Below are 13,992 nucleotides of genomic sequence, written 5' to 3'. Positions count from 1 at the left end.
AACATTCTCAAAAATACAAAATCAAATTATAAGCTGGATAATGAATATGTAAGCTTAACCGTGACCGATAACAGGTTTCAATAACTTCAGATTTACCTCAGCAACTACAACACTAACAAATCCCTCTCGTCATAAATGCTGTCGCCAGTGTCGTTTCCACAGCGGATCGCACGGTCGAGCGCCATAATCGTGGCGACCGTTCCGTCAATCTTTTCCGTGGATTTTTCCTTATCCGGCTTGATGTTCCCTGCGGGATCACACTTGATGAAAATGTTGTCCATATTCCAGCGGAGAACCGGATGCCCGTTGTGGGCAATCTTCTGCTCCAGCGTCAGCTTCATCAGCTCTTTGGTCGGCGGCGACATATCACGGTAGCCCTGACCGAACTGTACCAGTGTGAAGCCCAGCTCTTCAAGGTTCTGCGACATCTGCACAGCACCCCAGCGGTCAAATGCGATCTCCCGGATATTGAACCGTGTACCCAGTTCGTCGATGAAGTTCTCAATGAAGCCGTAATGGACAACGTTGCCTTCGGTAGTCATCAGGAAGCCCTGCCTCTGCCAGAGATCATATGGCACATGGTCACGCCTTACACGCAGGTCAAGCGATTCCTCCGGCAGCCAGAAGTACGGCAGAATATAATAATGGTCGTCCTCATCGGTCGGCGGAAACACCAGCACGAAAGCAGTGATATCCGTCGTGGACGAGAGGTCGAGACCGCCATAACATACACGCCCTTCCAGCAGCGATTCGTCGAAATCGACCTTGCAGGCGTCCCACTTGTGCATCGGCATCCATCGGACGGTCTGCTTAACCCATTGATTCAGACGAAGCTGCCGGAAGGCGTTTTCTTCGCCGGGGTTCTGCTTGGCGGATTCGCAGGCGGCTTCCACCTTGTCCATGCCGATCGTTTCACCGAGGGAAGGGTTTGAATTCTTCCAGACCTCCGGAGAAGTCCAATCGGCATCGTCCGGTGCGCCGTAGATGACCGGATAGAAGGTCTTGTCGATCTTGCGCCCTTCGAGAATATCCTGCGCCTTCTGGTGCTGCTCGTAGCAGATGCTGTTCGTGTCCGTGCCTGCTGTGGTGATTAAGAAATACAGCGGCTGCATTCGGGCATCGCCGGAGCCTTTTGTCATAACGTCAAAGAGCTTCCGGTTAGGCTGGGTATGCAGTTCATCGAATACGACTCCGTGGATGTTGAAGCCGTGCTTGCTGTACGCCTCAGCGGAAAGCACCTGATAGAAGGAGTTGGTCGGCACATACACGATGCGCTTCTGCGAGGTCAGGATCTTCACTCGCTTGTTCAGGGCGGGACACATCCGCACCATGTCGGCGGCGACATCGAACACGATCGCAGCCTGCTGTCGGTCGGCAGCGCAGCCGTAGACCTCGGCACGTTCCTCACCGTCGCCGCAGGTCAAAAGCAGGGCGACCGCAGCGGCAAGCTCAGACTTTCCGTTTTTCTTCGGAATTTCGATGTATGCCGTGTTGAACTGCCGGTAGCCGTTGTGCTTGATAACACCGAACAGGTCACGGATGATGCGCTCCTGCCAGTCGATCAGCTCGAACGGCTTTCCCGCCCATGTGCCTTTGGTATGGGCAAGGCACTCAATGAACCGCACCGCATAGTCAGCGGCGGCTTTGTCGTAATGGGAATCCTCCGCCATGAACTGCGTCGGTGTATAATCTTTCAGCTTTCGCAAGCGCCTCACCTCCTTGACATTTTGCGTTTTTTCGGTTATGATAATAAAAAAGAACACGGGGGTGTTTCCATGCACTTTCTATGTAAATGTGGATATCGGTTTCATGATAGCACAGATTGTCTTTCTTATAAAGGAAGAATCATTGCAGATCAGGATTGGAATGAGTTCTGGGACTGCATAGAAGAACTTGAAAAGCCACATGAAAATAGTCATGCAATTTATGAGCGTATTGATGATCTGTTTCAGTTGAATTTATATCAATGCCCGTCATGCGGGAGAGTATTCATAGAGAATCCGGAAAATAGATCACAGTTGATAAGATTCACACCATGTTTAGATGGAGAATCAGAGCCAGATGTCAACAAGAGATTGCTCATTTCTTCCTATGGTGAAAAGTGGAAAGGGCACCTTTATGCCGACTGGTATGATAACAAGCCTGAATGGTGCGATAATCGTGGTATGATCTATCCGATATTAAACATCCAGTTAGATGATCTGGCTTTTGATGATTATGAATCATTTGAAAAACGGTTTTATGAAGTATTTGAGCATCTCAAAGGCCTACACCTCATATCCTATGCTATTCTGAATGTGAATCATAAAAGAGCATTCAGGTGGAGCGAAAAGGATAATGAATGAGATTGAAAGGCGGCTGCCCTCCGGTAGCCGCCTTCGTGTTTTTAGTTGTATTCGTACATCAGGATCGCCAGTGCCTTTTCAGCTGCCTCGGTCTGCGGCGAGACATCAAGCCCTCGGTCGAAGTTATAAACAACCTTGCCATTGATTTTCAGCGTTGCCTTACTGATCCTTCCACCGTCAATTCCGTACCTGCTTTTCTTTTTGTAGACCTTTGCGCAGTAGTGAACTACTGTGTAGCCGCCTTCCTTTTTCGGAATTCCAATCGTGCCTTCCTTCCACATAATACTGCACCTGCTTTCTTATTCGGAAATTACAACCTGTATCATTCCGTCAGGTGTCGGGATAAGCATCTCAGGATTCCAGAAACGTTTTTTATAGCGTTTTATCTGCTCATCGGTAAGGTCGCAGAAGTCGTCAAAGTCCAGACCGCATATGAAGAAGGTTCCTTTTATGGGACCGTATTTCTCAACTACTCTGTTCCATTCAAGGTCGAGGAAAATTCCGTCTTCGTTGCAAATAACTGCGACCTGTTCATCGTAAGGGTAAATTGCCTGGATATATCCGCCGACAATTTTCTGTAGGTTCTCAAGGGTGTGTTCAATGTCCTTTTCGTATGGATGCTTGCCGGGTTCGCATATTAAGATTTTCATGTGAATTGCTCCTTTGTGGCTTTATTCCGCTGTTCTTGCGGTACACACATATTACCTCTGAACTGGTGATATATCAAGCCGCTAAAACTACAGAATAATGCCTCGAATACAAAGGGGGCAGTTGTGTAATAATTCCTTTTTGTATATGCAAATTGCACAAATAGAAAAATTCTCTTAAATAATAATATAATATATAATAATATCTATATTATTATTTAAGTTAAAACATTTATTATATAATCCTCTGAACTTTTCTCAAAACTATTGCCAAACTGCAATCACGGTGATATAATAGCGCCAAGAAAGGGGGGAAATGACATGGACATCTATGAGAATTTTATCTATCTGGAAATGCGCAATTACAATTGTATTAATCTGAACAAGCGCAAAAATGGCGACGATGATGGCGGCGATTCTGTAATGGAAAAAGAGATAATTTGCGATTATAATCCTGAAAAGCCGCCTGACACATCAGGTCTCGACAAGTAAAAAGCCAACTGTGGGTCAGCAGATTATTATCTCTGTCCCACAGCGGCACCAGAAAACTTTATCATGCGTCGTATTTTGTATGGATAATTCCCAGTATCTTGTCCTGTTCCTCGCGTCCTACACCTATGCTTTCAAGTGCTTCCCTTGTTCCGCAGTCCGGACATATAAGAGTAGCGTTATCTATCCTTGAAAGCGCCGGATGTGCTCTGAAGCTCTGCCCGCATATGGGGCATATGCTTGGTTCTCTGTTCTGCTCTTTCATTTCTGTACCTCCTTTGCGCTGATCTCATATGCTTCATCAAGGAACTTATTATCAAAGCCGAAGTTACGGTAGCCTTCCTCGCAGGTTCGGATATATGAAGTTGTGGGAACTCCCAGCTTGCGCTCCTCATGCATGATGTAGACAAATGCGTCAAGCTCTTTGGTCTTGCTGTTCCTAATGAGCTTTACCGGCAGACGAACATTCTTCTTGTAGTAGAAGTCGGGGAAGCCTTCGTAGATGTCAAGCCTTGATTCGTCAGCGTCGGAAACTTCCCATACCGCAATGGGAACAAGGCTTCCTTTTTTCTTTTCAATGGTAAGGTAAGCGCCGGTCTTGCTTCCCTTGTAGAGAAGCTCGTAGTTTTTGATGACGCTTATACCGACAATGCGTGCTTCCGGACAACGGTACCGCATCTGGCGGACATTGAGGTTTGAGCCATAGGCAAGGTAATATTTATTCATTGCATTCATTCCTTTCCGAAGGCGACTGCCTTCACCACCTTAAGCCGCACAATGGCGGCGGTGTTAGGCTTTTCCGTTCCGGTAGTCAAATATTAACTCTTTACAGGGGATATATCAAGTGTCTGAATGTACAGAATATCCGTTGCAGTTTTGCACAGCTTCTTGTGTAATATATGGCTTCGCTCAGGATTGCTCAGAATGGCTTTTAAGGCTGCTCTGTTTGAAGACGGTAAAGTTTGCGAGTGATATGTCTTGGCGGCCTTACAGGGCGTTGTGGAGACTCCTGTGTGGGCAGCAGACCTTTTTCAAGGTCTGCCGAAGCGGAATGCGTTGTCGCCGGTAAGGTTCTTTGTGAGAACATCTCTTGCGGTCGCAAATTCGTCCCCGATGAAGCCCATTCTCATAAGCCAGGTTCTCATTGCGAAGGTTGGGTTCTCGTGCTGCTGAGGCTTGGGACTTGCAGTTCTCAGATCCTTTGCCATTTGACTGAGTGCAAGGCAAAGCTGAATGTAGCTCTTGAGGCGACCTGCGTGAAGTCCGTTTCTTCTGCCGTTTGCAGGCTTCTCAAATTCAAAAAGTCGGAACTCAATGGTGCCCTTGGTGAAAACCGCATGATAGTTTGTCATGTGGTAGCGGCTGTCGTTGTAGTGCTCGTTTCTGCCGTATGTTGCGTGGTTTGCTGTGTACCAGATGTCTGCAAGCTGAGCCATTGTTCGGGGCTTCTTGGCGTTTATAAGTCTGACGAATTCTGGATTAATTGTGCGGCAGTATCTTGCCATGCGGTTTGCGTTGAGCTTCAAGGCTTCCGCGATAAGCTCCTCGTGGCTCGCCATGATGTTTGCAAGGTTGCGAAGCGTCTGCGGTGTGTGACCGTTTGCGCCGATGTGAATGTGTACTCCTGCGCCAACTCCTGCGTGGCTGATTGCTCCGGCTTTTCTCAGGCGGCGTATGAGCTCCTGCAAAAGCTCGATGTCTGCGTAGGTAAGTATTGGCGTTACCAGTTCGCATTTTTCATCGTCAGGTCCGGAAATGCTGACGTCTTTCTGGAACTTCCATTCTCTGCCCTGTGTGTCCCATGCGCTCCATGTGCAGTAGCCGTTGCGACCTGCGGTGTTTTCGTATCTGCCTGTTCCGAAGAAGTCTGCGGCAAGCTTTGCTGCTCTGTTCCTTGTGATGTTGTTCATCTCAACTTCGCATCCTATTGTCTGCTCCTTCATTTTTGCTATCTGCCTTGCTGTTTTCTCAGTCATTTTTGTATCCTCCAGTGTGGGTGTTTTCCCTTTCGGCATGTACATATTAACTCTGAACGGAGGATATATCAAGCCGCTAAAACTACAGAATATAGGCAAATACACGACTTTGATGATTGGTGTATTTACACACTTGATATACTTGCAATCCTATGGTAATATGGGATACAATGGAATAGGTGCTCTCTTATTTCGGAGCTGCCGGTATTACTTCAAAGCTGTCAACGCCGGCGATAAGTGAGAGCCCTCTGCCGCATTCCCATTTCATGTTTATGTTGCCGGCGTCATCGACAAGTTCAACTTCGCCGATACTGCCCGGCGGAAGTGGATACGGCTCCGCAGACATGAATATAAGGCGTATGCGAGTGCCAGGTGGATACATCTTCCGCAGGCGCTCTATCTCGGTTTTACTTGGAAGTCTCATTGTTTGCACCTCCATGGCGGAATGCCGAACTTCCGGTCAACCTGTGTAGCAGAACTCGGCGTGCGGACTTGTATTCATCGCCTATCATGCCTATCCTCAGCAGGAAACATCGCAGGGAATACTTCTCGTTATCACTGGTGTCGGGCTTGTTGTTGACACGTTTCTGGTTTTTGGCAAACTCGCAGAGCATTGTAATAAAGCGTGTGTATGCGTCGGTATCCTCTGCGCCCGTAACCGTGAACCATGGGAAATCAATGGTTTCCACACTCTCTGTGATTTCAAGAGAAACTGCGTCAAATGCCTTCTTGAAGAGCTGTTCCTTGTTGGCTATGATTCGGCGCAGATTAAATAAGGCTTCGTCATTGAGCATATTCTTGGGCATGGATACTGTAAGTGCGTCGGGAGCGCTGTTGTAGCCAGCTTCGTGAAGCCCCTCCAGCACCCTCTCTATGATTTCTGTGTTCTCTCTGTCGGGGAAGGAAAGAACTGCGTCTTTGTCCAGCGTAAAGAAGCCGATTTCGTAAGCACAGGTGGGAACTCCGCAGTAGTGAATGTCAAAGTCTGCAAGCTCGCCGATTTTTTGTGCCAGTGCTTTTCGCTGGTCCTTTTCAATGTTGCATTTTATCTCCATAGTGACCTCCTGTGTACCGCTGATGCGGTGTTTTATCGTATTCACATATTAACTCTGAACTGCACAGATAGCAATACTGTAATACGGAGAATATGTGAATAACATGAGGCGTTGATTTGTGCATATTACAAGTTATATATTGACAAATAGGTTGTTATATTTTATAATTTTAAATGAACAGAAAAAACAGGAGGTTTTATCGTGCGTATATGTATTCTTTGTAAGAAGATGAAAGATGATTCTTTTTTTAATGATGAACATATTATCTTAAAGTCACTGGGCGGTAAAAAAAAATTTAAATGTGTATGTGAAGATTGCAATAGTAATTTTGGCGACTCTGTTGATGTATTTGCTTCTGATACATTAGTTGGAATCAGATATTTGTTAAATATAGCTGGTAGGAAAGGAATTCCGAATCCATATAAAGAATCTAAAACAGAAACTTTTTACCCTTTAGAGTTCAAAGATAATCCAGGAATTGTTACGAATGTTAAAGTACTTATGGAAATGGATAAAAAAGGATATTTCAAAAAATGTACCGCAATTCCGGGAGTATATGACTATGCCGAAGGAAAGCTTATAGTAAGTGACGAAAAAAACTTCAGAAAATTTTTTGAAAAAACAATTGACAAACTGTCTGAAAAATACAAGCATGTGTCCGTATCTGCTTTGTATATAAAGAAAGATTCTCATTCGGATAATAGCGGTGAGGGGGCTTGTTTTGTTGAAAAAAAACAATTTTTAGAAAAAAAACCTAGGATTTTGTTCCTCTCATATGGTAAAGAGGAACTTACTTATTTGATAAAATGCTGTTATCCTTTGGCATTGAAAATGGCATATGAGTATATTTGTGTAATAACAGATTTGAAGTATTTAGATGATGATTTAGCAGAACCAATAAGATTATTTTTGAAAAACTTTGATAAAAAAGGCGATAACATTTTACCAACTAATGCTACTTGTGAACCTCTGTATAAAAAAATGGATGATCAGGAATGGGAACAATGGATGAATTTACCTGACCATAATATTACTATAAACATAGAATCGAAAAATGATAGAATAATAGCTAAAGTGGATATGTTTCATTTCTTTAATTATGAAATAACAATATCTGAGAATCCTTCAAGGTATCCTGAAATAAATGAAACTCTTTGCAATAAAATTGAATCAAAAATAGAGTCTTTTTCAAAAATAGCTCCAAATTTTAAATTAGATATTATTCCGATATATGTAAAACTGAAAGAATGATCATATTATACTTCCTCGGTATTCTTCATCATCTCTGCATATGTAATCTGCTCACCGTCACGAATAAGATACACATCATCAGACCTGCCTTCGTGGAGCTTTATGTACCTTTTCACAGCGACATCAACGAACTTAGGCTCCAGCTCTACGCCGTAGCAGATACGGTCAAGCTGCTCGCAGGCGATGAGCGTTGAAGCAGAGCCGAGGAAGCAGTCCAGCACCAGTCCGTTTGACTGGGTGCACTGGGAGATAAGATAGGCAATAAGCGGTACAGGTTTGGAGCTTGGGTGTCCGCAGCCGTCGTCTTTGCTGTTCTTTATGCGGTCGAATTCAAAGACAGTGCGCTGTTTCTGGTCCCCGTACCATATATGCTTTCCGTCCTTGCGCCAGCCCCAGATTATCGGCTCGTGTATGTATTTCCAGTCGGTGCGTGTGAGAACAAGTCGGTCCTTTTTCCAGACCAGTCCTGCGCCAACCTTGAAGCCTGCGTCCTCGTATGCGTCATGGAATACCCGAGCTTTTGAAGTTGCATAGAAAACGTAAATACTTGCGTCCTTTGCCATAGCGTCGTGAAGTCGCTCAAAGGCGGATTTCAGGAACTTATAGCCGGCCTCGTCATCGAGGTCGTCATTTTTTATCCTGCCGGAGCTACTTTCAAGGTTTACCAGGTAGGGCGGATCCGTGCAGACCAGGTTTACCTTAGTGTCGCCGAGAAGAGCTGTGTATGTCTCCGGGAGAGTGGAGTCTCCGCAGATAACAGTGTGCCTGCCAATATGCCAGATGTCGCCGGGCTTGGAGCAGCAGGGCTTTTCAAGCTCAGCCTCAAGGTCAAAATCGTCCTCATGGGCTTCACTTCCGTCAGTGCGGAACAGGTCGGCGAGCTCCTTGTCGTCAAAGCCGGTGAGACCTATGTCGAAAGCCTCAGCCTGCAGGGACTCAATCTCAATACGGAGCATTTCTTCGTCCCAGCCTGCATCAAGTGCCATGCGATTATCGGCCAGTATGTAGGCTTTTTTCTGTGCCTCGGTAAGGTAGTCCACAAGGACGCAGGGGACCTCCGCAATGCCCTCATCTTTAGCGGCGGCGATACGTCCATGACCTGCAATTACGTTGTAATCCTTGTCGATGATGACTGGATTTATGAAGCCGAACTCCCGCAGAGATGAGCGGAGCTTGGTAATCTGCTCAGGGGAGTGCGTTCGGGCATTGTTGACGTAGGGTATGAGCTTCTCGGTAGCGACAAGCTGGAATTCAGTGGTTGTTTTCATCGGGTATTCCTCCGTTTCATTACTCTTTTCAGGCATTTACGGGTGTCAGTGATGTTGCGGTAATTCTGCTGGGGCTTGTAAATCTGTCTGGGATTTGAAGCTTTCTTCATAGGAACTCCTTTCTATTTGCGACCTGCGCGGAGAAGCCGCTCCATAGCGTCGTCCATAGGATTTGCACCTGTTGCATCGACTGAGCAGTTCTCCTTGACAACCTGAAAAATCTGGTACCATGCATTGTTGGTCTGCTTCATGTAATTCTGTGACATGGCGACATATGGACTTTGAATAGGCGCATTTGAGGTCGGATGCTTGCCGAGAAATCCATACCTGCTGATAGCCTCCTCGCACTGTATCCATCGGGCAACGCTCATGGCGTATTGCTCGATAAGCTGTGGATTTACCATTTTTTCGCAGCCCAGCTTCTTAAGCCATGCGGCGGTATGGTTGTATATTTCAGCGGCGCAGAGCTTCTCGCCGTCGCGCTGAACTGCGGAAAGGTATTCTCCCGGAGGCGGCATATCGACCCCTTCCATATCAGCTCCCAGTGTTTCGGGAATATCCAGGACAGTAAGCTTGCGACCGCCGGGATTGCCGGCGTCTAATTTCTCCTTCAGAGCCTTAGGCTTGCGCCCTGCACCAGGTCTAGCTCCGCCGCGCTTTGTACCGTCTTTTGCCATGAGTTCACCTCCTTTGAAAAAAATCAAAGAAATCAAATAACGTTTGAAAAAAGCTCCGCAGAGCATAAAAAATCCCGACGTGTTGTCGGGAGAAATTTGCAGTATTCAGCCATTTGCAGGCATGGTTTGATTATTGTCTGAGCCGGGGTTATTCCCCCTTTGAAAATGCTGTTTTTGTGCGTGAGAGGGGGCGCCGGTCTTCCTGAGAGCAGTTCGCAGAGATTTTGATACCCCCCGGGGCTTAGTATGTGTATTCCGGTCTGCTGTCCTCAGTTCCGGTTTTCTTGTCGTGACATGACTTACATAATGCCTGCCAGTTGGATTCGCTCCACATAAGTGAGTGGTCGCCGCGGTGGGGAATGACATGGTCGACGACGGTAGCGGTTACGAAACGACCTTCTGCAAGGCACTTGACGCAGAGCGGGTGCTTGCGGAGATAAGACCTGCTTAATCGCTGCCATTTACTGCCGTAGCCTCGCTTTGAAGCAGAGGGTCTGTCAGGGTGAAGGGGGAGATGTTCTGCGCAGTAGATCCCCTCAGTAAGTCTCGGGCAGCCGGAGTGTCGGCAGGGCTTCATAGCTTTTCGAGGCATGTTCTAACCTCCATAGGAATTAAAAAAAGCAGTCACGAAGACTGCTTATATTTTTATTCAGTTACTGATAAGAATTTGCAGCGTGACACTGCAACCACTATATGAAATCCCAATTAGGATTCATTTCTTCTGTTGTTTTCCAATCTATATTATATTTTTCCTTTAATATTCTTTTTTTCTCTCTTTCAATGAATGAAAATCTTCCGAACCTTATTTCAGGATCAACTAAAGATTCAGCTTCTTTGTCAACTTCTTCAATAATAGATTTAAAGTATTCTGTATCTTCAATAGGATCATGCTTTAGCGGTTCAGTTTTGGGTAAGAGTTCTCTTTTCCTTCTTTTCATAATCTAAACTCCTATGAATTCCGATTTGAATATCAAGTAAATTATATCATATCCCAGATACGAAAGTCAATATCATAGTTCCTGTATTTTAAAGTATATCACAAAGCAGGCGTATCATCAAGTATTATGGCGTATCATGGAGTATCATCTTTCTGACCGCAATTGCGTGGAGCCGCTTTGTATGAGATTCGCTGTAGCCTATTTCGTCAGCAACTTTCCGCCAGCACTTGAACTCAATATAGCGCTTGTAGAGCAGGTCGCGCTCATCGGGATTGTCGAGAGCTTCAAGGGAGCTGAGGAAGGAGCGTTTCAGCTCCTCCAGCTCATCAAAGGCAAGGTCTGCTTCATGGTCGAGGTCAATGGCACGGCATATTCTTCGGGACATTCCGTCTTTATCATGGCTTGCAGTTTTCGGCATATCGCTGAGGACAGGCGACGAGGGAGAAGCCTCTGCAATGCGTATTTCTTCGGCTTCACGGCGTTTGCGTTTAATGCGGCGGAGCAGTATATTTGCTCGGTTCATGTATTCTCGGGGTGTCATGGAAGTGCCTCCAGTTTCGTTTTTATTCGCGGTGCAAAGGAGTCGTCGCCCAGCATAAGACCGATGACTGTGCAGGCGAGCTCTGCGATTTTCTCGGTGCTCTCGGACTTGTTTATCTGCGCAATGAGAGTGCCTGCTCTGCGGAGATTGTCCTGATATTCCCTGTAAACTCTGCGGAAGTTCTCGTACTCTGCAACGGCTTCATTATAGCGCCTGAGAAGCTTTCTTTTGCGGTTTTCTGCGTCCTCTTTTGAAAGCTCATTGAACTTGAAATCATAGTATATCTTGCGAAGCTCCGAGAAGTACATATACTCCGCAGGAGGGAAGTCCGCAACGTCGATAGTACCGTCGTAAGCTTGACGTTCAAGGCGTTTTCTGGTATCGCTGTCATTGAAGTTTATTTGTGTTTTCATAATACCTCCTGGTGACCTAAGTGACCTATAATTATGAAATTCCATATAAGTCTAATATATTTGGTTTTCTTAAAGAGAAGTAAGAAAATGATGATTATGGGTCACTTCCGTCACCCTATAGATAATCCAGAGAGTGAAATGCCGATATAAGTCCAGCCATTTTTTCTATGGACTTTATTGTACCGTTTTACTAGCTCAACACCAAACTTTCGGCTCGACATCTTATACTCATTGCACTCGGCTGCCCACTGACAGTAGACCGCATACAGCGCCGAAGCCTTGACCTCGCCGCCCTCTGCAACGTAATCGGAGTCCAGAAACGCCGAGATAACGTCCATTTCATTGCGGTACTCCTTAACGGCATCAAGAACTACCTTCGGCTTGTTCAGACCTTCGTGCCGCCACAGGCGATAGCCCTCCAGCATCCATGCGAGAATATCAGGCAGTTCCTCGGTAAGCTTTTCACCAAGGTTCTTATCAACCTTTTCTTCAGGTATAGTAACCGTAAATGGAATAATATGTATTCTGCGCCATATACCGATGTCAGTTCCACGGATAGTTGGCTTATGGTTCGTAGCCATCCACAGCTTGAACTCGGGACGGTACTCAAACTCGTCGCCGTACAGCTTTCGCGCAGTTACAACGTCGTCACCTGTAAGCTGCTTGAGGAGACCTTCATTAAGTCTCATACCCTCATTTGGCTCAACTGAAGTTACAAGGCGAGCGCCTTTTAACCTGGCTATATCCGAATTTGCGTTAGTTGTTGTTGATTTCATCATAATACTTTCAGGCTGTATATTTGTCGCATATTCTCCCAGGATAGCTCTGACAACTTCAAGGAAGGTGGATTTTCCGTTTCTGCCTGTTCCATAAAGAAAGAATACACACTGCTCTGAGGTAAGCCCGCTTAATGAATAGCCAAGAGCTTTCTGCACATAGCGGATAAGCTCCTTGTCACCGCTGAATATATCATCAAGGAAGCGCAGCCATAAAACAGGACGTTTCGGATGCAGAGGCATTGAGGTTCCCAGCATACGAGTCATATAGAATTTGTTATTATGTGGCGCGATAGAACAGTCATCCAGATTAAGTACACCGCTCTGGGAATTTACAAGGGTCTTATGGGTGTCAAGCTCTGCAGGACTAATAGCGACGATATGCTCAAATTCCTTTATCATAGCTCTTTTAGCAGCATTTGAACGGGTACGCTTCATATGCTTCTGATAATCCTGCAGGAACTTTCCGTTTTCATGGGAAGCCCACGTCTGCAGCTCACGTTTCATCTGATCAAGTACAAGGTCAGCGTACACATACACCATACCACGGACATCATACTGCCATTTTCCGTTTTCATAATATAGCCAGCGTTTATCAACATAGCAGTAGCGGAGTATATTACCGCTGAGTTCCTGCATACGTTGAGCGTTTCCTGTATCATCAAGAGAATACATTTTTGGCAGCGGCTGAGACTTCTGAGCCGGTGAATCGCCTATGGATATATTATAGTCAGATCTGTGCTGCGGATTATAGAAGCTTTTACAGCTGGCAGCTGCTCTCGTAAGGGTGATCATTCCGTATGTACTGCCACTCTGCTTCCTATCCCATTTATCACGCATGAGACCGGATTTCCGGTATATGCTGTCCATAAGCTTTGTATCTCCACCGCACCAGAATGCAAGCATGCCGCAGAATGCCATGTCTGCTTCAGACTGCGATGGGAAGCCGGATATATCACCACTGTACAGGGCTGCAAAGCGTTCACTTCCTTGTGAGGTCATAGCTTTGCTTATTATCTCCTGCTCAGTCAGGTTTGTTGGAGTCAACGGAAGCTGATCAGGCATAGTACTAGGCTTGCTGCCGCCTATATATTTGCTATGGAGCGGCTTTATTCTTTCAGTACAGTCAGTTATTTCAGCGAATTCAGAACAGATATCGCCTGTCATAATAAAGAATCTGCCTTTATCATACATCTCTATCTTTCCTTTTCGTCTGCCGCCTTCAGGCAGACTTCCTTTGCAGATAATATGTATTCCGTTACCTGACTGAGAAGTCTCGGCATATGACTGAAGGCCATTAATAAATTCGGATATTATGTTTTCTGCTCCGTCGTAGGTATAGTCCTGAATGGCATCATGACAGTCATCAATATCTACTCCAAAGAAACCACTGTCCGTAAACATGAAGCCGATGCCGTTGTATTTAGCAGATTCACGTACTGCAGTATCATAGTCGGACCAGGTCTGCGGATTGTTTGACATAGCCTGTCCGCCTGTTCTAGGATTTACAGGGATTTTTTTGATACCCGAATGGGAAGCTGCATTAGGAACAGCCTTCCAGCATACCCAGTTAGGAACTGATTTCATTTCGTTTGGTATGTATTCGTACATATTGT

The 13,992-nt window shown here is 45.8% G+C and carries 18 protein-coding genes; 3 read left to right on the top strand and 15 right to left on the bottom strand.

The features are described 5' to 3' along the window. Positions 1 to 104: 104 nt before the first annotated feature. The gene (locus T497_RS0108365) at positions 105 to 1,706 is read right to left on the bottom strand and encodes a terminase large subunit (RefSeq protein WP_028515226.1); all 1,602 of its coding nucleotides are present in this window, start codon (positions 1,704 to 1,706) and stop codon (positions 105 to 107) included. 69 nt (positions 1,707 to 1,775) lie between these two features. Here T497_RS0108365 and T497_RS0108360 point away from each other — a divergent pair, with 69 nt between their 5' ends. Further along, positions 1,776 to 2,345, top strand: a complete 570-nt coding sequence (locus T497_RS0108360; protein ID WP_028515225.1) for a hypothetical protein — start codon at positions 1,776 to 1,778, stop codon at positions 2,343 to 2,345. A gap of 41 nt (positions 2,346 to 2,386) precedes the next feature. Here T497_RS0108360 and T497_RS0108355 read toward each other — a convergent pair whose 3' ends face one another. Together T497_RS0108355 and T497_RS16290 are read right to left on the bottom strand one after the other, a co-directional pair. Beyond that, complete coding sequence (locus T497_RS0108355) at positions 2,387 to 2,626, bottom strand: DUF7678 domain-containing protein (RefSeq protein WP_028515224.1); 240 nt, start codon at positions 2,624 to 2,626, stop codon at positions 2,387 to 2,389. An 18-nt stretch (positions 2,627 to 2,644) separates the two neighbouring features. After that, entirely contained in the window at positions 2,645 to 2,995 is a 351-nt protein-coding gene (locus T497_RS16290) for a DUF3846 domain-containing protein (protein ID WP_037324690.1), read from the bottom strand. A 318-nt stretch (positions 2,996 to 3,313) separates the two neighbouring features. On the opposite strand from T497_RS16290, the gene T497_RS18280 reads away from it, so the two are divergent. Continuing rightward, a complete protein-coding gene (locus T497_RS18280; protein WP_155266873.1) occupies positions 3,314 to 3,484 on the top strand; it encodes a hypothetical protein in 171 nt (56 codons plus the stop codon). Positions 3,485 to 3,545: 61 nt separating this feature from the next. Here T497_RS18280 and T497_RS0108340 read toward each other — a convergent pair whose 3' ends face one another. The 5 genes from T497_RS0108340 to T497_RS0108320 all read right to left on the bottom strand — a co-directional run bounded on the left by T497_RS0108340 (position 3,546) and on the right by T497_RS0108320 (position 6,512). After that, complete coding sequence (locus tag T497_RS0108340) at positions 3,546 to 3,746, bottom strand: hypothetical protein (protein ID WP_028515223.1); 201 nt, start codon at positions 3,744 to 3,746, stop codon at positions 3,546 to 3,548. After that, a complete protein-coding gene (locus tag T497_RS0108335) occupies positions 3,743 to 4,207 on the bottom strand; it encodes a gamma-glutamylcyclotransferase family protein (RefSeq protein ID WP_028515222.1) in 465 nt (154 codons plus the stop codon). The genes T497_RS0108340 and T497_RS0108335 overlap by 4 nt, the downstream gene beginning before the upstream one ends. Before the next feature lie 305 nt (positions 4,208 to 4,512). Then, positions 4,513 to 5,457, bottom strand: coding sequence for an amidoligase family protein (locus T497_RS0108330; protein ID WP_028515221.1), 945 nt, complete (start codon positions 5,455 to 5,457; stop codon positions 4,513 to 4,515). Between the two features lie 187 nt (positions 5,458 to 5,644). Further along, positions 5,645 to 5,881 carry a DUF4314 domain-containing protein gene (locus T497_RS0108325; RefSeq protein ID WP_028515220.1) on the bottom strand — a complete coding sequence of 79 codons (237 nt, stop codon included), beginning with the start codon at positions 5,879 to 5,881 and terminating at the stop codon, positions 5,645 to 5,647. Continuing rightward, positions 5,865 to 6,512: a hypothetical protein gene (locus tag T497_RS0108320; RefSeq protein ID WP_028515219.1), complete on the bottom strand. Its 648-nt coding sequence runs from the start codon at positions 6,510 to 6,512 to the stop codon at positions 5,865 to 5,867. The genes T497_RS0108325 and T497_RS0108320 overlap by 17 nt, the downstream gene beginning before the upstream one ends. A 201-nt stretch (positions 6,513 to 6,713) precedes the next feature. Between T497_RS0108320 and T497_RS0108315 the strand changes: the two genes are divergently transcribed. After that, entirely contained in the window at positions 6,714 to 7,763 is a 1,050-nt protein-coding gene (locus tag T497_RS0108315) for an HNH endonuclease (protein WP_207640330.1), read from the top strand. Positions 7,764 to 7,768: 5 nt separating this feature from the next. Here T497_RS0108315 and T497_RS0108310 read toward each other — a convergent pair whose 3' ends face one another. From T497_RS0108310 to T497_RS0108280, 7 genes are all read right to left on the bottom strand, one after another. Continuing rightward, positions 7,769 to 9,031, bottom strand: a complete 1,263-nt coding sequence (locus T497_RS0108310) for a site-specific DNA-methyltransferase (RefSeq protein WP_028515217.1) — start codon at positions 9,029 to 9,031, stop codon at positions 7,769 to 7,771. A gap of 122 nt (positions 9,032 to 9,153) precedes the next feature. Further along, positions 9,154 to 9,708: a P27 family phage terminase small subunit gene (locus tag T497_RS0108305; protein WP_028515216.1), complete on the bottom strand. Its 555-nt coding sequence runs from the start codon at positions 9,706 to 9,708 to the stop codon at positions 9,154 to 9,156. 241 nt (positions 9,709 to 9,949) lie between these two features. Beyond that, complete coding sequence (locus T497_RS0108300; protein WP_028515215.1) at positions 9,950 to 10,300, bottom strand: HNH endonuclease; 351 nt, start codon at positions 10,298 to 10,300, stop codon at positions 9,950 to 9,952. A 97-nt stretch (positions 10,301 to 10,397) separates the two neighbouring features. Beyond that, positions 10,398 to 10,646 carry a hypothetical protein gene (locus T497_RS0108295; protein WP_028515214.1) on the bottom strand — a complete coding sequence of 83 codons (249 nt, stop codon included), beginning with the start codon at positions 10,644 to 10,646 and terminating at the stop codon, positions 10,398 to 10,400. Between the two features lie 124 nt (positions 10,647 to 10,770). After that, positions 10,771 to 11,187, bottom strand: a complete 417-nt coding sequence (locus T497_RS0108290; protein ID WP_028515213.1) for a hypothetical protein — start codon at positions 11,185 to 11,187, stop codon at positions 10,771 to 10,773. After that, positions 11,184 to 11,600, bottom strand: coding sequence for a hypothetical protein (locus T497_RS0108285; protein WP_028515212.1), 417 nt, complete (start codon positions 11,598 to 11,600; stop codon positions 11,184 to 11,186). The genes T497_RS0108290 and T497_RS0108285 overlap by 4 nt, the downstream gene beginning before the upstream one ends. 110 nt (positions 11,601 to 11,710) lie before the next feature. Beyond that, positions 11,711 to 13,987, bottom strand: coding sequence for a phage/plasmid primase, P4 family (locus T497_RS0108280; protein ID WP_028515211.1), 2,277 nt, complete (start codon positions 13,985 to 13,987; stop codon positions 11,711 to 11,713). Positions 13,988 to 13,992: the final 5 nt, after the last annotated feature.

Source organism: Ruminococcus flavefaciens MA2007, assembly GCF_000621845.1.
GTDB lineage: Bacteria > Bacillota > Clostridia > Oscillospirales > Ruminococcaceae > Ruminococcus > Ruminococcus flavefaciens_E.
This window is presented reverse-complemented; position numbering and strand designations above follow the sequence as displayed.